Source organism: Brevibacillus sp. FIR094, assembly GCF_050477165.1.
Taxonomy (GTDB): domain Bacteria; phylum Bacillota; class Bacilli; order Brevibacillales; family Brevibacillaceae; genus Brevibacillus.
Window position 1 is genome coordinate 111226 of sequence record NZ_JBEAES010000015.1, and the last position, 20131, is coordinate 131356.

Below are 20131 nucleotides of genomic sequence, written 5' to 3' on the forward strand. Positions count from 1 at the left end.
CTCCTTACATCGGTATGAGCATGGTGACACAAATTACTAAAAGCGTAATAGCCACGACCAGCTTGACAACAAAACCAAATCGAAACGTTCCAAATAGCATCAACGTCGTTTTTAAATCGAGCATGGGACCGAAAACCAGAAATGCAAGCAACGAACTGCTTGAAAACGTATTGGTAAAGGAAGCAGCGATAAACGCATCTGCCTCTGAACAAAGCGAAAACAAATAAGCCATCCCCATCATGACCAAATTGGAGGTAAGCGGTGTTTGACCGATGTCCATGAGCGTATCCCGGCTGATGTACACTTGTAAAAGCGCGCTGATAAACGCACCAAACAACAAATATTTTCCCATGTCAAAAAATTCGTCTACCGCGTGGGCAAACGTCGAAGACAGCTTTCCACCCGTCGATTTTACATGGTCAGCTTCATGACTGATTTGCGATTCCATGCCGAGTCGAATCGGATTTTTTTTGACAAACAGGAAGACAAGCATACCCACAATGAGTGCAACAATAAATCCCGCAACGCCACGGTAGAATGCCATTTCCGGCTGACGGGCGAAAGCGACATAGGTCGATGACAAAACAACGGGATTCACAATCGGTCCTGCCAATAAGAAAACAATCCCGACTGACAACGGCATCCCTTTTTGGATCAAGCGACGAACCACAGGGATAATGGCACACTCACATACGGGGAACAAAAACCCGAGCAATCCTGCAAACGGCAGGGCCACGAGCGGATGTTTCGGTGTCCAGCGCCTCACCTGCTCCTCTGTTACAAACGTCTGGATAAATGCAGAAAAGAACACACCCAAGAGGACAAACGGGATTGCTTCCAGCCAAATACTAAGGAAAAAGGTTTTCACATCAAGCCACAATGGGGACCACTCTATGCTCCAACCGGAAAAAAAGCTACTGTCTCTGCCCATTGTTAACCAGATGACACTTAGTCCAAGCAGGAGCGCCCCGATTATTTCAACCAGGAATTGGCGAATCTTCAGAATCAAGTGGGAGTTCTCTCCTCTCCATTCACAAATAGGTATCATTCCTATTTATATAAAGGTATCTATATTTCCTTCTTGTTCTTTTACTTTTTTTTGCAAGATGAACAGGTTGTACAGCCTTCCCTTCCCCCTGTATCCGTCTTATAATGGTGAAAAATGGAACGCTTCGGGGTGAATGAAGTGAGCGAAGACAGTCAGCGCATTCCCACTGATCTAGAGGTTTGTGAAGTACAAACGATCGATGAAGAAAAAGTAAACAGGCTTCGGCCCAGAATGATGGAGACAGAAGGTGTCGCCCCTCTCTTCAAGGCTCTCGCAGACGATACGCGGGCAAAAATCATTTACGCGCTGGCACTTGAAGGAGAGCTATGCGTATGTGATGTCGCAGCAACCATCAATAGTTCGATCCCCAATACCTCTCACCATCTGCGCTTGTTAAAAAACATGGGTCTCGCCCGCTACCGCAAAAACGGCAAGCTCGTCTATTACTCGCTTGATGATGATCATGTCCGTCATTTAATCATGTGTGGAATTGAGCATGCTGCCGAATTGAAGCAATCAAAACCGTAAACCCACTAGCTACAGACAGGTCCGTCACTATGAGTGGCGGCCTTTTTTTGCTTATGCTCAAAAAACATTCAAACGATTGATTGAATATAATAATGAATGTGGTATGATTTAGTTAATTCTTAGCTGGAAAGAAGGCATCAAACATGAAAGAGTTTGACGTAATCGTCATTGGAGGGGGGCAGGCAGGACTTGCTCTCGGATATGCACTCAAGCGTAAAAATCGCCGTTTTGTCATTTTGGAGCAACATACACGGATTGGTGATAGTTGGCGACAGCGCTACGATTCACTAGTACTTTTTACACCACGTAAACATAATCAACTACCTGGTCTTGCGTTTCCCGGAGAGCCGAATACACTCCCGAACAAGGATGAAGCGGCAGACTACTTGGAATTGTACGCCAAACATTTCGAATTGCCTGTCATGCTAGGTACAACTGTTATGGAGCTCAGCAAGGTTGATTTCAGCTTTCAGATACGGACACAAGACAGTCTGCTCTACGCTAAGCAAGTCGTTATTGCGACTGGACCATTTCATACACCGTTTATCCCAGCTATCGCGAACAGCTTGGACCACACCGTTTATCAACTGCATACTTCGCAGTACAAGAATGAGAGCCAGCTCATCGACGGCACGGTCCTCGTCGTTGGCAGCGGCAACTCTGGAGCACAAATTGCGGTAGAGCTCGCCGCCCATCGGCCCGTTATTTTTTCACAGGGAGAATCACGCTCTTACTTGCCAATCTTCATTTTTGGAAAACCTATATTTGATTATATGAAGATACTGGGGTTACTCGATGCTCACCACTCCACCTGGCTCGGAAAGAAAATGCGCAGCTCACCTGATCCCATATTCGGTTACAAAAAGCAGGTCCGTGAACTGTCCAGAACCGGAGCAATGCGATTGGTTCCCCGCGCAGTACAGGTGAACGGTAATACCGCTACTTTTGCAGATGGAACACAGGCAACGTTCAACAACATATTGTGGGCAACCGGTTTTCGACCGAACTACGATTGGCTAAACGTTCGCAATGTGCTCGATTCTCATGGCCGACCGATTCATCGTCGAGGGATAACAGAAGTTCCCGGTATATCCTTTCTCGGGCTACCCTGGCAGCATACACGAGGATCAGCACTTATGGGCGGTGTAGGGAATGACGCGCTTTATTTAGCAGAGCATCTATAAATCATTCGTTTTATAAGGAGGACACAATCATGGGCTTTCATCATCACGATCATGGAGATGGCCACGATCACCATCACCACGGAAAAGGAGCCAGTAAACAAGCTCTTCTCATTTCTTTCCTCATCATTGCTGTATTTTTGGTTGTAGAAACCATCGGGGGCTTCCTCACCAATAGTTTGGCATTGCTCTCTGATGCAGGGCATATGTTAAGCGATGCATTAGCGCTTCTGTTGAGCTTGATCGCAGTTCATTTCGCTGCACGACCACCTTCTGCCAAGAGAACGTTCGGGATGAAACGCTTTGAAATCTTGGCAGCACTGACCAATGGTGTGACACTTGTTCTGATTTCCTTGTTCATTTTTTGGGAAGGGTTCCAACGCATGTGGAATCCGCCTGAGGTTGCCAGCGGCTCCATGATCATCATCGCCAGCGTAGGTCTTTTGGCAAATATTGCGGCAGCCCTTGTACTCATGCGTGGCGATACCAAGAACAACGTCAATGTACGCAGTGCCTATCTCCATGTTCTCGGCGATCTTCTCGGTTCTGTCGGTGCAATCGTTGGTGGTATCCTGATGTGGGCTTTTGACTGGTACATTGCCGACCCGATCATCAGTATCGTCGTGGCTGTCTTGATCATGCTGAGCGCATGGCGCGTAACGAAAGAATCCGTCAATATTTTGCTGGAAGGCGCTCCGTCAAGGCTGGATACGACAAAAGTAGAAGAGCGACTCAGTCAGCTGCCTGGAGTTATCAAAGTGCATGACCTCCATATTTGGACGGTGACTTCCGGATTTGATTCCCTGACATGCCATCTAGTTGTCGAGGACGATTTGCCTAGCTACCCTGTATTAAATGACGCGCTTGCCCTTTTGGAAAAAGAATTCGGCATTACGCACGCTACCATTCAGATTGAGAACTCGTCTACTACACACGGTGACTTACATTGCCAGGCAACAACCGATTCCCACGATCATGATCATGACCACGACCATGCGCATGCTCATAAACAACATAGCCATTCCTAAGAAAAAAACCCATCTCCCGACATTTTCGAGAGATGGGTTTTCTTGTGATTAATCTTCCATGGTAGACAGGTCACCAGTCGGTAGACCTAATTCCCACGCTTTCAAGACGCGGCGCATGATTTTTCCGGAACGTGTTTTTGGCAACTTGTCGCGGAATTCAATTTCACGAGGAGCAGCATGTGCAGCGAGTCCTTCTTTCACAAACTTACGAATTTCATCCATCAACGCTTCACTTGGCTCATAACCAGCTCGCAGCGAGATGAACGCTTTGATAATTTCACCGCGTACCGGATCTGGTTTGCCGATGACGCCCGCTTCCGCTACTGCTGGATGCTCCACGAGCTTGCTCTCTACTTCAAACGGACCGACTCGCTCACCGGAAGTATTGATCACATCATCAATTCGACCTTGGAACCAGAAGTAACCTTCTTCATCCTTATATGCAGAATCCCCAGATACATACCAGCCTGGGATGCTGAAGTATTCCTCGTACTTCGCTGGGTTGTTCCAGATTTGTCTCATCATGGCTGGCCAACCTGTACGGATTGCCAAATTCCCCATGCGATTCGGCGGCAGCTCATTACCACGGTCGTCAATAATCGCTGCATGAATACCTGGGAACGGCTTACCCATCGATCCAGGCTTGATCGCCATACAGCGATAGTTAGAAATCAGCTGAGCACCTGTTTCCGTCATCCACCAGTTGTCGTGAATGCGTTGATTGAACACGCGCATACCCCAGTGAACGACCTCAGGATTGAGTGGTTCCCCAACGCTCAGGACGTGACGCAGACTGGATAAGTCAAATTGCTTGACGAGTTCATCCCCTGCCCCCATGAACATGCGGAACGTAGTCGGAGCACTGAACCAAATGGATACTTTGTTTTTCTCAATGACTTTGTACCAGTCTTCGGGAGTGAAACGTCCGCCACGTACGACAATCGTTGCTCCATTCAACCAAGGTGAAAAAATGCCGTAAGAAGTTCCCGTTACCCAGCCTGGGTCTGCTGTGCACCAATAAATATCATCCTCTTGCAAGTCGAGAATCCATTTCCCCGTTTGGTAGTGCTGGATCATGGCATTGTGAACATGCAGAACACCCTTTGGCTTGCCCGTTGAGCCTGAGGTATAATGCAGGATCATGCCATCCTCACGATCAACCCATTCGATTTCCAGCTCGGTGGAGGCTTCTTCCATCGCTTTTTCAAAGCCGATGTGTCCTTCTTTTAGCTCCTCTTCTGCACCTACAACAATCACGTGTTTTAATGCAGGCAGGTCGCTTACGGGAATGCGTGGCAAGAGTGCAGGTGTCGTAACAATCGCAACTGCTTCGCTATTTTCCAAGCGATCACGCACAGCCGCTTCCATGAACGCTTCGAACAGTGGTCCTACGATTGCGCCAACCTTAATCGTGCCTAAAACGCTTACATAAAGCTCCGGCGAACGCGGCATAAAGACGAATACGCGGTCCCCTTTCACAATGCCCAGATTCCGCAAAACATTACCGAATTTATTGGATAACTCGCTTAATTGCGCGAAAGTATAAGTCTCGTCTCTCGTCGCATTGCTGTACATCAAAGCGATTTTGTCTTTCCGATCAGTAGCGAGATGTCGATCAATGGCTTCGTACACCATGTTCACTTTCCCAGTCTCATACCAAGAGAACTGCTTCTCCACATCCAACCAATCAAAATTCGCATATGTTTCGTCATAATTTTCCAGATTAAAAGGGCCTTCCGTTGCTGGAATTTTCTCTACGTTCATGTCTTCACTCTCCCACTCAACATCGTTTTTCTCACTACACAACATTCATAATATTTCTACACTTTTTGAGTAATTCCTCCTGCCAGAACCTACTTATTCGATTGCGAACATTTTCTTGTATAATGACGGTACTCTACTGCAAAGGAGATGGCTGACCATGATGTTCTGGCTTATTCTACTTGGGGCTATCGCCTTGTTGCTTTTTCGAGCCTATCGCAATACATTTGATGTTCAAATAAAAGAAGTAGCGATACCCTTGCAAACATCCCGGCACCTTCATCAACCGCATGAGTTTGAGCCGGTTTCGATCTTACATTTGTCTGATTTGCACATGGAAAACTTATCTGTACTGCCGCAGCGCATTGTCGCTGACTTCTCGCAGCGTCAGGTAGACCTGATTGCCATTACCGGTGACCTGCTCGACCGCGAAATTAACATCCCGAAGGCAGTTGCTTTTGTGCAATGCCTCCAGCAATTACAGCCAGCACTCGGAACTTATGTAGTTTTTGGCAACCATGACTACGTTCTTCCCCCTTTCAAGCTCGCACAGTTGAAATCGGAGCTTACACGAATTGGCTGCCGTGTTCTCATCAACGAAAATGAAACCATTTATCACAAGGGTCAGCCCCTGCACATTATTGGTGTGGATAATTTCAGCACGCGCCATAGCGACCTGGCCAAGTCTTTCTTCGGTGTACCCGAGACAGGAGCAAGGCTCGTCTTAACTCATGATCCTAATATCGTTTTGCACATGAAAGAGTATGCTTACGATTATTTGTTGTCAGGGCATTTTCACGGAGGACAGATCCATTGGCCGCGCCCCTTTCATCTCGCAACGATGGGGAAACTGCCTAAGCTGAATATCGTGAAAGGTCTTCACGAGATGGATGGTCGCCCCTTTTACATTAGTGAGGGCCTGGGGCAAACAGGGGTAAACATCCGTCTGCGTTCCCGTCCCGAGATAACCTTGCATGTACTGGGAAGTGATGCTCCATTCAACGAGATGGCCGTTCCAGCTCTGGCTCTACAAGAAACAGCTGCCACCCTCGTCCTCGACTAAGGTATAATAGCCTTACTTTCGTGTCGAGATGGGGGTCACCTTGTGGAAAAATGGAAGAGAGATGTCGAGCACATCCGACAAGCGACAAATTTACCGATCGAATATGTACAATTCTCACAAACAGGAGCAGCACAAGCGAAGCAGGATTGGGTAAAAAACGGCTGGGAGCAAGTTGCCCTCCATTCGAATAACGATGTGATGACATTGATCTTTATCGAAACGGCAGCTTGGCATACTTCAGCCCGTGCGTTGTTGGATCTGATTTTTCCTCATGTGGATCATCCAGCAACGCTTCCACTCCCCATGCAGATATCCAATTGGCTTTCGGGCATTGTCTCTGACTCCCCTGTTGCAATCCCTGCTCACCTGGAAGCAAAATGGCCGTGGAAAGAAGCGCGCGTCTCCTTTTTATTAGAGCGATGCAGACCGGATCGCAAGGGAGAATGGGATTCCTTGCAGCCCTTGTTGCATGATTTTTTTGAAGGAGTACCTGATTTCATTCCGTTGACGCAAACACATGCCCTTCTCATCGTCCCTGTCTCCATGCTCGATCATCAAAAAACGGCTGCAGAGCTTTTGGAGTGGGCATCTGGCATGCATGATCTGATTTCAATGGAATGGATGGAACCTGTTCGCCTTGTTGTCGGATCGCCACTCACGAGTCCACTTGCATTAGGCGACACTCTTTTACGGCAAGTATCACTCGCACGTGCTCTTCAGTCCTATCGACCACAAATGATGGTCGCTGGAGATTGGTCTTATCCATTAGAACGATGGGCAGCTTCTCTCCCCAAAGAAATAGCAGACGCAATCGCCAACGAGCTGGCCGCTGTCATAACCATTCCGCACATGACAGATGAACAGCTGGAAACATTAGATACGTTGTTCGCCAGACAATTGAATGTAAGCGATACAGCACGGCAGCTTTTCCTTCACCGGAATACCCTGTTGTATCGATTGGACAAGCTGAAAGAACAAACTGGATTAGATCCGCGATTGTTTCCTGATGCCGTCATGCTACAGCTCTACCTTCTCTTTCGTCAAAATTAACAAAACATTTCGTATATACTGTCCATATCCATCTTGCAAGTGAATTGGTACCCTACCATTACAGACATCAAAGAATTTGCTCTCTTCACAAACCCGAGGAGGTGCCTATTTCATGGCAAAGGTAAGTCTTTCCCACCTGTATAAACGATATGGAAACAATATTACGGCAGTTGACGATTTTCACTTAGAAATTCAAGATCGCGAATTCCTCGTTCTAGTCGGACCATCTGGTTGCGGAAAATCTACCACGCTGCGCATGATTGCAGGTCTAGAAGAGATTTCGGAAGGTGATTTATACATAGGCGATCGCCGTGTCAACGATGTGGCACCCAAAGATCGCGACATCGCCATGGTTTTTCAAAGCTATGCACTCTATCCGCATATGAATGTATACGAAAATATGGCTTTCGGTCTGAAATTGCGCAAATTCTCCAAATCCGATATTGATAAGCGAATTCAAGATGCAGCTCGAATCCTCGATATTTCCCATTTGCTAGACCGCAAGCCAAAAGCGCTGTCCGGGGGGCAAAGGCAGCGTGTCGCATTGGGCCGCGCGATCGTGCGTGAGCCGCAAGTATTTTTGATGGATGAACCGTTGTCCAATCTGGATGCGAAGCTACGTGTACAAATGCGCACGGAAATTTTGAAACTGCATCAACGCTTGAATACCACGATCATTTATGTGACGCACGATCAAACAGAAGCTATGACCATGGGGGACCGGATCGTCGTCATGAAGGACGGCCTTATCCAACAAGTGGCAACCCCAACTGAAATCTACAATCATCCAGTCAATCTGTTTGTAGCGAGCTTCATCGGCTCTCCTGCGATGAATTTTGTGAGAGGGAATCTTTCCGAGAAAGACGGAGCACTCTATTTTGATGCACAAAATATTCATGTACGCTTCCCAGAAGATAAAGCCAAGACTTTACGGGAAAAAGGTTATGTAAATAAGCAGGTTATTTTTGGTATTCGCCCAGAGGATATCTACAGCGACGCCTCTTTTATGGAAGCAAATCCTTTTGAGAGCTCACTGGAAGCAGAAGTTGAAGTCGTAGAGAACATGGGTTCCGAATTGTACGTCTATTTCCACAATATCGGGGATACCCAGATGGTAGCGCGCGTGGATTCTCGGGAAGCGCTAAAACCAAAGATGAAGGTAAAACTAGCGATGGATCTTGCCAAATGTCATGTATTTGACAGCGAGACAGAAGTAGCTGTATTCTAATAGCGATATGAGAAGGAGTGTCCCATCCGGCATTCCTTTTCCTATTTTTTTGTGCAAAACCTTTATAGAGAGAACAACTAGAGGTAGCGTGGAGAGGAGCGGATAAGAAGTGGCTTATCAAATCGTCTTTTTTGACATTGACGGAACCTTACTGAACACCGATCACATCATTCCACAAACAACGGTGGACGCCGTACAAACATTAAAACAAAATGGTGTCCATGTCGCGATCGCAACAGGCCGAGCTCCTTATCATTTGATGCCAATCGCTGAGCAATTGGGCATTGAGACATTCGTGGGCTTTAACGGGTCGTATGTGAAGAGCGAAGGGAAAATCATCCATCACACGCCAATTGCTACAGATACATTGGCAAAGCTCGAACAAATGGCGGAGGGTCAGTCCCATCCCATGGTATTTTTGAGTGCAGATCACTGCTATGCCAATGCCATGGACCACCCACATATCATTGAGTCTTTTGATTGGTTGCGACTGGAATCCCCGGCATATCGGCATCGCTACTGGGAGCAAACGCCGATTTATCAAGCATTTCTTTACTGTGGCGCTAATGAATCGAGATACACGGGTGAATTCCATGACGTCTCTTACATTCGTTGGCATGAACACTGCATGGATATTTTGCCCCCAAACGGCTCCAAGGCAAAAGGAATTGAAGCCGTCTTAAAACATTTTGGACTAACTCCTGCGGATGCTGTTGCCTTTGGAGACGGATTGAACGACAAAGAGATGCTCTCCTATGTTGGTATGGGGGTAGCGATGGGCAATGCTCATGAAGAGCTGAAGCCGTTCGCCAATATGATTACGCGCCACGTAAACGATAGTGGCATCCAACATGGCTTAGCAAAGCTTGGTTTAATTTAGACACCTTAACTGTAAGCTATTTCCTTCATAATCACTCCCTTCATGTGCACGCTATAGACAACAGCACTGGAGGGAGTGAGTTTTTTTGCGCGTCTGGCCTTTTGTTGCCGCTGTTGCCTTGGTCGGTCTCGTAGTTGTCCCGTTTCGGATGAATCAGAATGCAGAACAAGAAATGCGCGAACCTCATCCCCGCGTGACATCGGTTCAAGCGAGAATTCCTCGTATTAACTACATTGAACAGGTGAAAGACATTCGTCGTGACCTGGAGAAAAAGAGCCATATTCAAACGCTTCATCATAACCAGCGTGACCGTAGTCATTATGTAGAAAACGAAGTCGTCGTGCGCTTTTCACCACGCCCCAAGCAAGAAAAAATTGATCAGCTCGTTTCTTCTTTGGATGCCAAGATTAAACGTGATTTTGACAAATTTCTCATTATCAAATCAAAGAGCATGACTACCAAGCAACTCATGAAAAAACTGGCTGAACATCCTGACTCCGTATTTGCCGAGCCAAATTACCTCTTGCTTCCGAACGTGAAACCAAACGATACGTATTACAAGGAATACCAGTGGAATCTTCCTCTGATTGGCATGGAGCAAAGTTGGGACGTCAGCGAAGGCAGTAGTGATGTCATCGTTGCAATTGTCGATACAGGTGTGGATATGAAGCATCCCGAATTTGCTGGTAAGCTGGTCAAAGGCTACAACGTTTTGGATGGCAGTAACAAACCTGAGGATGATAATGGTCATGGAACCCACGTATCAGGTGTCATAGCAGCGAAAACGAATAACGGAGATGGCATTGCCGGGATGTCCTGGAATAGCAAACTCATGCCGATTAAAGCCATTGGCGCAGACGGTTCAGGATCAGCCGTGGACATCGCACAAGGGATTTATTGGGCGACAGATAACGGAGCGGATGTCATCAACTTGAGTGTAGGTAACTATACCTCCTCTGCTGCTCTGCGGGAAGCATGTCGCTATGCCTTTGATAAAAATGTCGTGTTAGTCGCTGCTTCTGGAAACGATGCGAGCGATCAGCCTAGCTTTCCTGCTGCCTATGATGAAGTCCTTGCCGTTGCCGCTGTCGATCACCGTAAAGAACGCGCCGATTTTTCCAACTTTGGTGATTATGTGGATGTATCTGCTCCTGGGGTTGATATTCCGAGCACGTACATTTATAGCGACTATGCCTCGCTATCAGGTACTTCGATGGCGTGCCCTCATGTCGCTGCACTCGCATCACTCATCCGTTCCATTCACCCCAATATGAAAACCCAAGACGTGATGAATCTCATTAGACAATCCTCGACTGATCTCGGTGCTCCTGGGCACGACAAGTTATACGGATACGGCCTGATCAATGTGAACCAGGCTCTTCGCCAAGCCCAGCCGGCCGAGCGAGTCAAAACAGAACAACCTCCAAAAACGATCGGCGGCTTGCTTAATAAATTCTTTCAACGACTGCGCTTTGGTGGGCAATAAGTTTAGTGAACAAAAAAGCGTACGAACTGATTTAGGGTTCGTACGCTTTTTTTATGTGGGTTGTCACTCAGACTTTGGCGTACCATATGATTCATAAGCCTTGCGCAGAATCTCAAAGCTCTGCTTTTTTCGTTCATGGTATGTTGGCAGTTCCCATTTGTCCCATTGGTACAAGAGTGGTTTGGAAGCTTCGCGCGAGAATGGCTTCTGATTGGAATGTGCAAACACTTCCACTCCGACACCTTTACTTTCGGTTGGTACAATTCCTTTCGCTTCATACGGATATTTCCAAACCTGTTTGCTGCTCGGGTCAGTAAACCCTAATAGCATCCAAGGAATGCGTATTTCCAAAACCTTGCCCTTTGCATACCAATCTGCCAGTGAGTTGTACGCCGGATCTTGCGGATCAGAAATCCCTAGCTTCATGATGCCCACTTCCAGCTCTTCGAAAGGTACTGTTTTCTTGGTTTCTGGTAAATACAATGCTTTGTTTAGCGCTAGCTTCCATGGCAAGAATATGCCGCTATCTGCTTGATCATAACGCTCGTCCCAAGGCAGTATTCCCTTTAGGTACCCGTATAGCCAACTATGCTGATCATAGGCGCTATTGATCAACATGCGAGAATTGCCTTCCCCTTGCATTCGCAACAAAAATTCGATCTCTTGGGAAAATGTAATACCTGGTGCTTTATCAGCAGTTCGACTCCCACCACTCAGCGTATCGAAGCCAATATCCACCGTGTCCTTTGAGAAATCCCACTCTCCTTCGCTCTTCTTTAGCATGAGAAACAAGTACGCTTCATCGTGTGTTACAGAAAGATCAAATCCCGGATAAGCACGTTTGACTCGCTGAAGTCTTTTTTCCCAATCTGCTGTTTTCCCATCGAGAACGATCTGGTCAGACGCGTAATTACCAGGTTCCACCGCGATGACGCCGAATTTTTCCTCGTTCGTTAACGGATTGCTCCACATCGCCCTCCGTTCCCAAGGCAGTTCCAGGTCAATCGTATTCCAGGTAAATTTGAACCATTCATCCTGCCATGCGAATAAAAGTGCGCCATCATAACCTTCTTCATAAATATTACGCAGCATATCGGCGTTCATCTCGCCTTGTTCTTGTTCCGTATGCATTCCTTGATTCCGTCCAGCAAGCCCATAATGAGCCATTCCCCGTGAGCTAGGTACGCCATATTCGGCAACCAACAACGGGATTCCCTTATGGTGGGCACGCAGATCACGCAAGTATCCGGCATATGGGTTTAACTTGCCACTGGAATCCCGGTACTTTTGGTACTTCTCCTCATATCGCAAAAAGTCTGGGTAATACGGATAGACATGATAAGCGGCAAAGTAACCGGCTGTCCATTCCACCGATGCTTTCAGATTCATCGGGTCGATCGAGACCATATCTTCTTGCGGTAGCGGCTCGTTAGGATGCGACAGCGGATCGGTCGTCAGCCAGTTTGTGAACGATACTGGATGCTGCCAACCATATTTCATCTCTTCCTCAGCCAAATAATCAAGCATGAAGGCCAGCCAGCTTTCGAAAGGAGACGCTTTTTCCGTTGCCTTGATGTATTTTCCCTGATAAGGAGGCTTGTCCGGATGAGATGCATTCGTCACCTGTACCGTATATGGATACCACTCGGTACCGAGTATCCACCCTACCAAGTATTGCGACACATCTGTCCGATATTCACCGCTGGCACGACCGTACCGCTCTGGGAGTGTCACGTCTCCATGGATTGCTTGTACAGCGTCTTTAATCTCTTGGCGAAAATCTTTGGTTATCTCGGGAGTAAATGCATCCCGTCCTTTTCGATCTTCACCCGCGAGCGCTTCATCCGGCGACCAGATTCCTTGCAGCAGGAGCAACGGCTCTCCCTGTTTTTGGTTGAATTCGTGTAAAGCCTCATAAAAAATCGGAGGTAGAATCGTATAAATGCGAATTACTTTGTTATTCATTTCCTTCATTTGCGAAAACCAGCGTAAGTAATCCTCTCGGGTCGGTGAGAGCTCTCCAGGATAGTGTCCTGGTGTCGTTGCACCCAGATTGATTCCCGCCCAAAACACGGGTTTCCAGCCTTGTCCGTTATAGAGGGCAATATCCCCACCGTCTACCTTGGCAACCAGCTTCTTGCCTTCACCTTCGAATACAGGCATCGGTTTTGACGCTTTGCTTACTTCCATTTGTGCTTCGCTTTTTTTGACTAATTCCTTCCACTTCTCGTAATCATGGATGGCGTATCCGGCGTAGCCTGCAAATTCTTCGAGGTTATCTTCGAGAATGGCTAGCTGCTCCTCCAATCCGCCATGCCCTTCCTCATAAAAGGTTGTGTTTTCTCCCTCTGCGCTTTGCAGCAGGTTAAGACCTACGACCACTTTGTTTTTTTGATCGTTAGTCTCGTTCATGATCGGGTTTACTATTTCCAATACCCCGTTCGGTCCCTCTACCCTGTCGCGATAGGCCATTAACGTTATATGATCTAGCGTGCTGACCAGCCATTTACTGATCGTTTCCGAATTGTCTGCCAGCGACAGCTCGTACATCCAAAACGGGATATCTACACTTAGCTCCAAAGCCGGGTCCTTTTTGATTTCTGTGGACAAGTACTCGATATTGGCTACCCATTCGTTTTTGATTACTTCCTTGTTCTCATTCCATTCAGGTAGTACGTGAGGTTCAATATCGAGATGGAGTCCGCTAAATCTTTCACCTTCTCCTGCTGATTTATTATAGGTCTGAACCCAGTTTAAAAAGGTAGTAATACTTTTTCGATTGGAAACGAGAGACCAGACCGGATCTCCTGCAAGAGCATCCACGCGAATCCCGGATGCATTTGCTGCCTGAATAAAGGAACGATAATCTTGATGGGCAACATTTTCTTGGTCAATATGCAAATAAATGAGGTTGACGTCCTGTTGCTTGGCAAATGCGATGATTTCTTCTCTTTCTGTGACAATGAGCTGCGTATTCCAAATCCAGGTCGCGATCATCGGCGGTGTCCTATACAAATAAGCGATGATTGCGATGACTGATATGATGATGATCAAAAAACCAAGCAGTAGCTTTTTTTTTCTTGATCGACTTTGTTCTGGTTCTGTACTAGCTGTAAAAATAAGACATCCTCCTACTCCGATTATGTTCGGGTTGCCATCAACCGTTTGGCATACTGCTCTTTGATGCTTTGGCGTTCTCTGGCGATGGCCAAAGCGTCGTTCGGAACATCATCTGTGATCGTAGAACCTGCGGCTACATAAGCGCCCTCCCCGATGGTAACTGGAGCTATCAAATTGGCATTGCAACCAATAAAGGCGTGATCTCCAACGATCGTTTTATGTTTGCGGACGCCATCGTAGTTGACAGTGATTGTACCGCACCCTACGTTTACATGTTCACCAATATCAGAATCACCAATATACGAGAGATGAGCAACCTTTGCACCTTTCCCGAGACGTGAATTTTTCAGTTCCACAAAATCTCCGACCTTCGCCTCCTCACCTACATCTGAACCTGGGCGAATATAGGCATAAGGGCCAACCAATGCCCCGTCACGAATGATGCTGTTACATGCATTTGCATAACGAATTTCTACGTTACACCCTACTTCGCAATGGCTTACGTCTGCATTCGGTCCGATGACACAACCGGGTCCTATTGTTGTTTTCCCACGGAGGTATGTTCCCGGATGAATAACCGTATCAGGTCCGATACACACATCGGCATCAATATAGGTGGAAGTCGGATCAATTAGTGTGACCCCGTTTTGCATATGCTGCTCATTAATTCGCATACGGAGCAATCTCTCGGCGCAAGCCAGCTGGATTCTGTCATTCACGCCGCCCCCCTCTTCCGCATCATCGGTCATGTAAGCCCCAATGCGCTCGTCTTGCTCGTTTAAAATAGTCAAAACGTCAGGCAAGTAATACTCTTTCTGGGCATTATCATTTTTCACTCGGGATAGGGCTTGAAACAGCTTTTGGTTGTCGAAACAATACATTCCTGTATTGATTTCGCATACGAGCCGTTCTTCGGCTGTGGCATCCTTATGCTCCACGATCCGTTCTACAAGACCGTTTGCGTCGCGGATCAATCGCCCGTACCCTGTAGGATCGTCTACTCGTGCCGTTAATACAGTTGCAGCTGCATGTTGAGTTTCATGCTGCTCAAGCAGTTGATCCAGCGTTTTCTCCCTCACCAATGGTGTATCCCCGCTCAACACGATCGTTGTACCCTGTTTGTCTTGCAGGAGGTCAGCCGCCATCATCACTGCATGGGCAGTTCCTAATTGCTCGGACTGGTAAGCATAGCGAACAGAAGCACCGAACTGCATTTTCACTTGCTCAGCCCCATGCCCTACAATCAAAATAATCTCATGGATGCCAAGGCCATGTAATCGGTCGACAATATGCTGAATCATTGGTTTTCCACAAACCTCATGGAGCACTTTGCAGCGCGTAGACCTCATCCGTGTCCCTTTTCCCGCTGCCAATACAATTGCATAACGATTACTCATGTGATCCTCCCAACAGATCGACTTATTTGGCTTCTTTGAAGTACGGCCTTACTCTGTTGACAATATCCTCAACAATATCTCTCGTTCCCATTGTCGTTGTCTGTTGACCTTTCTCGTAAACCTGAAGCATAATTTCTATCAACGTTTTTTGATCAAGAGTTTGGTCAGTGGAATCCATCATGGACAATTCAGCCCCTTACGGAATTAATGTAAATCCGACAAGTCAAAATGGGGAAAGAATCCCGTTTTCTCCAATAAACTGGCTGTTCCGGGATTCTTTCAAATCATATTTTTTTATTCAACGGTTACACTTTTGGCAAGATTCCGTGGCTTGTCTACATCATTGCCCAATGCCAGAGAAGTGTAATAAGAGATCAACTGCAGCGGAATAACGGACAGGATGGGGGTTAACACAGGCAATGTCGCAGGCACAAAGCATACTTCATCTACATTTCTGTGCAATTCAACATTCCCTTCCAATGTGATCGCTAACACATTCCCACCTCGTGCCTTCACTTCTGTAATATTGCTAACCATTTTTTCTTCCAGCTCTTTTTGGGTCACCAAGGCAATGACAGGTGTACCCTCTTCAATCAAAGCCAGCGTTCCATGCTTCAATTCCCCTGCAGCATACGCCTCGGAGTGAAGGTAGGAAATTTCCTTCAGCTTCAAGGACCCTTCCAGCGCCACAGCATAATCAATGCCTCGACCGATAAAGAACAGGCTGGACTGATTTTTGATGGACTCAGCATAGACGCGAATATCATCCGCATGTTGGAGTGCCTTTTCAGCCTGCTCAGGCAGCTGTCGCAGATTGGCAATCATGAATTCCCGTTCTGTTGTCGTATGCGTCGCTCTCACCTGAGCCAGATACAATCCGAGCAGATAAAAAACGATGACCTGAGAGGTGTACGCCTTCGTTGAAGCGACAGCAATTTCCGGTCCGGCAAAGGTAGCAAGCACATAATCGGCTTCACGGGCAATCGAGCTACCTTGTACATTGGTGATGGCCAAGACCTTGGCTCCCAGACGTTGACTCTCCCGCAAGGCTGCCAGCGTATCAGCTGTTTCACCCGACTGACTCACAACAATGACCAGTGTTTTTTCAGATATAATAGGGCGTCGATATCTAAATTCTGAAGCGACATCGACCTCTACAGGTATCCTCGCCAATTCTTCGATCACATTCTTGCCGATCAATCCTGCATGAAATGCGGTTCCGCACGCTACGATGAATATTTTCTCAAACCGATTGATTTGTTCTAGCGGTAATTGGAAATCCTTCAAAACAATTTGCTTTCCTTCTTCGTCAATCCGGTTGAGCAGCGTGTTACGAAATGCATTTGGCTGCTCGTAAATTTCTTTTAGCATGAAGTGCTCAAAACCGTCCTTCTCCGTCTGTTCCACATTCCAATCTACGCGGAACATCTCTCGCTGAAACGGTTCGCTTGTTTCCACTTTCATGAGAGAAACGCTGTCTTTCTTGAGAACTGCCATTTCCCCGTCTTCCAGGATGACAATGTCGCGTGTGTGCTCAAGAACCGCAGAGATGTCGGAACCAATGAAGTTTTCTCCTTTGCCTACCCCGATAATTAATGGACTTGCCAATCGGACTGCCACCATTTTATCTGGTTCGTACTCGCAAACAACACCGAGGGCATATGCCCCGCGCATACGCAGTACTGCATTTCGAACCGCGACGACGAGATCGCCTTCGTATAGTACAGCAATGAGATGAGCAATGACTTCTGTATCGGTCTCGGATGTAAACGTGACTCCATGGTCCAAAAGCTCCTGTTTGATTTCCAGATAGTTTTCGATAATACCGTTGTGGACAACAGAAAACTTTCCTGATTCATCCGTATGCGGATGTGAGTTCTCATCTGACGGACGGCCATGAGTGGCCCAACGCGTATGTCCGATTCCCAAACAACCTTGAATAGGAGATTGGTCGAGCCGTTCTTCCAAAACGGCCAGCCTTCCTTTTGATTTGCAAATCTCAATTCTTTCACCGTTAAATATTGCGACTCCAGCCGAGTCATAGCCGCGATACTCTAACTTCTGCAAACCATTTGTCAGGATTTGTTGCGCTTGTCCCTCACCAATATATCCCACGATACCGCACATACGATTGCCTCCCTATTCCGTAATCATCAGCAAGTTTTCTAGTTAAGCCAGGAGTACGACTCGTTCTTCCCCGACGTGCATCCTTGCTGGATTTCCCAGCTTGTATATGTGTTGACCCGTTATGCTGTCAAAGGCATTTCGTGTATCAATGACGGCTACACCCAGATCAGCAAACTTCTGGTAGTCAAAGCTCTTATGATTCGTAACGAGTACCATGCAATCATAATTTTTCATTTGTTCCAAGTCATACGGAATGGAACGAACTGTGTTCCCGCGTTTGTCTACAAAGCTTTGTGCATAAGGATCGTAGTAATCGACACGAGCCCCGTTTTCCTGGAACAGCTCGTAAATATGCAAACCTGGGGATTCACGCAGATCATCAATGTCAGGTTTGTAGGCCATCCCCAAAATGAGAATCCGCGAGTTTTTGATTGATTTGGCATAAAGATTCAGAACCTGTGCGGTTTTATTGATCACATAGTCTGGCATATTGTCGTTAATCGATTGTGCCAGCTCGATAAATTTGCTATGAAAACGGAAGCCCTTTGCCTTCCAGGAGAGGTACATCGGATCAAGTGGAATGCAATGCCCCCCAATTCCAGGACCTGGATAAAAAGGCATATAGCCAAACGGTTTCGTTGACGCAGCTTTGATAACCTCCCACACATCGATACCCATTTTGTCGCACATCATAGCCATTTCATTGATAAAGGCAATGTTTACACTCCGGAATGTATTTTCCAATAACTTAGACATTTCAGCAACTTTCGGGGAAGAAACCGTTACTACATTGGTAACCAAATTGCTATACAGCAGGGCCCCCAACTCCAAGCATTTCGACGTGGTTCCCCCGATTACTTTTGGCGTATTATGTGTGTTGAAGGAATAGTTGCCTGGATCTACACGCTCAGGAGAGAAGCACAGGAAGAAATCCTTTCCGACGGTCAGACCCAGCTTTTCGAACTCCCATTGGATCAATTCTTCTGTCGTCCCAGGGTAAGTTGTGCTTTCAAGCGTAATCAGAAGGTTTTTCTTTTTGTATTTGATAATTTCACGGACAACTCCCTTAATAAAGGACGTATCCGGGTCTTGATTTTCACTGAGCGGCGTTGGAACACATATACTGACGGCATCCAGCTCCTTGAGCACCCGATAATCAGTGGTCGGGAAGAATCGCTGAGCAGAAAGGCTTGATTGGATTACATCGCAAGGAACGTCCTGGATATAAGACCTGCCTGCGAGCAAGGTTTCTACCTTCCGCTGGTCCAAATCGATCCCATAAACAGAGAAACCGCCTTTTGCCATTTCCATAGCGAGGGGCAGACCAACGTACCCAAGTCCAATCACCCCAACTTTTACGGTTTTTGATTCCATTTTTTGCTTCAGTTTTGTGAAGTAGCTCATTTTTTCTTCCTCCCTTTTATCTGTTTTTAAGACAATAGATTTCTCACTCGTGCTTCCAGGTCTACGGGTGAAAATGGCTTCGCTATATAATCTGAGACTCCCAGCTCGAATGATCTTTTCTTGTCGTCTTCCAACCGTTTGTGGGTTAATACCACGATTTTGGTGCCATGCTCAACTGTATTGATCTTGCTGATGAGCTGGTAACCGTCTTCAATGGCCAAATTGACATCGGTGATAACAGCGTCCGGTAAAAATCGCTTGTATTTTTCCCACGCTTCTCTCCCGTTGTCGGCCAAATAAACGCAGTAACCTTTTCTTTGTAAATAGATGCGTAAAAACTCATTCACAGTTTCATCTTGCGAAACAAGTAAAAGACTTCTCTTAACTTCCGATAATCTTTTACCGCTGTATATGTGAATATCACCAGCGTTTCCCTTTCCAGCAGTAATCTCCTGTACCATACCACTGAGGACTTGTGCTGCTGATTCCCCCTGTTCAGGGAAGCTGGCGATGATTACTGGCCCTGCCAACATATGTTGGGTCCGTAGCTGTTCCTTAATGAAGAGAGAATGGAAATGAGTATTACCTAGCATTTGGTCGCCAAGGAGAATACCTAGCATGCTGCTTTGTTTGTCGTAAATACAATGGATATCCGTCCCCCCCCCTGCTTTTGCCAAAGACAATTTCAAATCCTGGATCTTTTCTTCACTACTGCCATTCGTGACAGCTAGAATAATCCCGCATGGCAACTGACTCGATTCATAGAAAGTAAGCACATGTTCAAAGGCTTGAAATAAAGGAAACGAATACGCTTTTGCAATCTGACTCAT

The 20131-nt window shown here is 46.7% G+C and carries 16 protein-coding genes; 8 read left to right on the top strand and 8 right to left on the bottom strand.

The window, feature by feature from the left end; translation table 11 throughout:
- Nucleotides 1-4: 4 nt before the first annotated feature.
- A complete protein-coding gene (locus ACQ5DJ_RS15600) occupies nt 5-931 on the bottom strand; it encodes a permease (RefSeq protein WP_429843305.1) in 927 nt (308 codons plus the stop codon).
- A 231-nt stretch (nt 932-1162) separates the two neighbouring features.
- Here ACQ5DJ_RS15600 and ACQ5DJ_RS15605 point away from each other — a divergent pair, with 231 nt between their 5' ends.
- The 3 genes from ACQ5DJ_RS15605 (at nt 1163) to ACQ5DJ_RS15615 (ending at nt 3785) form a co-directional block, all read left to right on the top strand.
- Nucleotides 1163-1576, top strand: coding sequence for an ArsR/SmtB family transcription factor (locus ACQ5DJ_RS15605; RefSeq protein WP_429843273.1), 414 nt, complete (start codon nt 1163-1165; stop codon nt 1574-1576).
- Between the two features lie 143 nt (nt 1577-1719).
- Nucleotides 1720-2760 (top strand): flavin-containing monooxygenase, encoded by a 1041-nt coding sequence (locus tag ACQ5DJ_RS15610; RefSeq protein ID WP_429843274.1) that lies wholly within the window; start codon nt 1720-1722, stop codon nt 2758-2760.
- Between the two features lie 29 nt (nt 2761-2789).
- On the top strand, nt 2790-3785 hold the full coding sequence (locus ACQ5DJ_RS15615; RefSeq protein WP_429843275.1) for a cation diffusion facilitator family transporter: 996 nt from the start codon (nt 2790-2792) through the stop codon (nt 3783-3785).
- Nucleotides 3786-3833: 48 nt separating this feature from the next.
- Here the strand turns inward: ACQ5DJ_RS15615 and acsA are convergent, their stop codons facing one another.
- Nucleotides 3834-5549, bottom strand: a complete 1716-nt coding sequence (gene acsA / locus ACQ5DJ_RS15620; protein WP_429843276.1) for an acetate--CoA ligase — start codon at nt 5547-5549, stop codon at nt 3834-3836.
- 160 nt (nt 5550-5709) lie between these two features.
- Between acsA and ACQ5DJ_RS15625 the strand changes: the two genes are divergently transcribed.
- The 5 genes from ACQ5DJ_RS15625 to ACQ5DJ_RS15645 all read left to right on the top strand — a co-directional run bounded on the left by ACQ5DJ_RS15625 (nt 5710) and on the right by ACQ5DJ_RS15645 (nt 11253).
- Entirely contained in the window at nt 5710-6609 is a 900-nt protein-coding gene (locus ACQ5DJ_RS15625) for a metallophosphoesterase (RefSeq protein WP_429843306.1), read from the top strand.
- A 42-nt stretch (nt 6610-6651) separates the two neighbouring features.
- A complete protein-coding gene (locus ACQ5DJ_RS15630) occupies nt 6652-7659 on the top strand; it encodes a PucR family transcriptional regulator (protein ID WP_429843277.1) in 1008 nt (335 codons plus the stop codon).
- A 112-nt stretch (nt 7660-7771) separates the two neighbouring features.
- Complete coding sequence (locus ACQ5DJ_RS15635) at nt 7772-8887, top strand: ABC transporter ATP-binding protein (RefSeq protein ID WP_429843278.1); 1116 nt, start codon at nt 7772-7774, stop codon at nt 8885-8887.
- Nucleotides 8888-8996: 109 nt separating this feature from the next.
- Complete coding sequence (locus ACQ5DJ_RS15640) at nt 8997-9767, top strand: Cof-type HAD-IIB family hydrolase (RefSeq protein ID WP_429843279.1); 771 nt, start codon at nt 8997-8999, stop codon at nt 9765-9767.
- A gap of 85 nt (nt 9768-9852) precedes the next feature.
- On the top strand, nt 9853-11253 hold the full coding sequence (locus ACQ5DJ_RS15645; RefSeq protein ID WP_429843280.1) for a S8 family peptidase: 1401 nt from the start codon (nt 9853-9855) through the stop codon (nt 11251-11253).
- Between the two features lie 63 nt (nt 11254-11316).
- Here the strand turns inward: ACQ5DJ_RS15645 and ACQ5DJ_RS15650 are convergent, their stop codons facing one another.
- The 6 genes from ACQ5DJ_RS15650 to ACQ5DJ_RS15675 all read right to left on the bottom strand — a co-directional run bounded on the left by ACQ5DJ_RS15650 (nt 11317) and on the right by ACQ5DJ_RS15675 (nt 20131).
- Entirely contained in the window at nt 11317-14250 is a 2934-nt protein-coding gene (locus ACQ5DJ_RS15650; RefSeq protein WP_429843281.1) for a hypothetical protein, read from the bottom strand.
- A 143-nt stretch (nt 14251-14393) separates the two neighbouring features.
- Nucleotides 14394-15770 (bottom strand): bifunctional UDP-N-acetylglucosamine diphosphorylase/glucosamine-1-phosphate N-acetyltransferase GlmU, encoded by a 1377-nt coding sequence (gene glmU, locus ACQ5DJ_RS15655; RefSeq protein WP_429843282.1) that lies wholly within the window; start codon nt 15768-15770, stop codon nt 14394-14396.
- 22 nt (nt 15771-15792) lie between these two features.
- Nucleotides 15793-15951 (bottom strand): hypothetical protein, encoded by a 159-nt coding sequence (locus ACQ5DJ_RS15660; RefSeq protein WP_157966782.1) that lies wholly within the window; start codon nt 15949-15951, stop codon nt 15793-15795.
- Nucleotides 15952-16064: 113 nt separating this feature from the next.
- On the bottom strand, nt 16065-17897 hold the full coding sequence (gene glmS, locus ACQ5DJ_RS15665; protein ID WP_429843283.1) for a glutamine--fructose-6-phosphate transaminase (isomerizing): 1833 nt from the start codon (nt 17895-17897) through the stop codon (nt 16065-16067).
- A 42-nt stretch (nt 17898-17939) separates the two neighbouring features.
- A complete protein-coding gene (locus ACQ5DJ_RS15670) occupies nt 17940-19301 on the bottom strand; it encodes a nucleotide sugar dehydrogenase (protein WP_429843284.1) in 1362 nt (453 codons plus the stop codon).
- Nucleotides 19302-19327: 26 nt separating this feature from the next.
- Nucleotides 19328-20131, bottom strand: a complete 804-nt coding sequence (locus ACQ5DJ_RS15675) for a response regulator transcription factor (RefSeq protein WP_429843285.1) — start codon at nt 20129-20131, stop codon at nt 19328-19330.

What these genes read in the sequence shown, in the direction of transcription:
- ACQ5DJ_RS15600 (WP_429843305.1), bottom strand. Translation starts at nt 931, where the DNA reads ATGGGCAGAGACAGTAGCTTTTTTTCCGGTTGGAGCATAGAGTGGTCC.
- ACQ5DJ_RS15605 (WP_429843273.1), top strand. Translation starts at nt 1,163, where the DNA reads ATGGAACGCTTCGGGGTGAATGAAGTGAGCGAAGACAGTCAGCGCATT.
- ACQ5DJ_RS15610 (WP_429843274.1), top strand. Translation starts at nt 1,720, where the DNA reads ATGAAAGAGTTTGACGTAATCGTCATTGGAGGGGGGCAGGCAGGACTT.
- ACQ5DJ_RS15615 (WP_429843275.1), top strand. Translation starts at nt 2,790, where the DNA reads ATGGGCTTTCATCATCACGATCATGGAGATGGCCACGATCACCATCAC.
- acsA (WP_429843276.1), bottom strand. Translation starts at nt 5,549, where the DNA reads ATGAACGTAGAGAAAATTCCAGCAACGGAAGGCCCTTTTAATCTGGAA.
- ACQ5DJ_RS15625 (WP_429843306.1), top strand. Translation starts at nt 5,710, where the DNA reads ATGTTCTGGCTTATTCTACTTGGGGCTATCGCCTTGTTGCTTTTTCGA.
- ACQ5DJ_RS15635 (WP_429843278.1), top strand. Translation starts at nt 7,772, where the DNA reads ATGGCAAAGGTAAGTCTTTCCCACCTGTATAAACGATATGGAAACAAT.
- ACQ5DJ_RS15650 (WP_429843281.1), bottom strand. Translation starts at nt 14,250, where the DNA reads ATGATCGCGACCTGGATTTGGAATACGCAGCTCATTGTCACAGAAAGA.
- glmU (WP_429843282.1), bottom strand. Translation starts at nt 15,770, where the DNA reads ATGAGTAATCGTTATGCAATTGTATTGGCAGCGGGAAAAGGGACACGG.
- ACQ5DJ_RS15660 (WP_157966782.1), bottom strand. Translation starts at nt 15,951, where the DNA reads ATGATGGATTCCACTGACCAAACTCTTGATCAAAAAACGTTGATAGAA.
- glmS (WP_429843283.1), bottom strand. Translation starts at nt 17,897, where the DNA reads ATGTGCGGTATCGTGGGATATATTGGTGAGGGACAAGCGCAACAAATC.
- ACQ5DJ_RS15670 (WP_429843284.1), bottom strand. Translation starts at nt 19,301, where the DNA reads ATGAGCTACTTCACAAAACTGAAGCAAAAAATGGAATCAAAAACCGTA.
- ACQ5DJ_RS15675 (WP_429843285.1), bottom strand. Translation starts at nt 20,131, where the DNA reads ATGAGTCAGATTGCAAAAGCGTATTCGTTTCCTTTATTTCAAGCCTTT.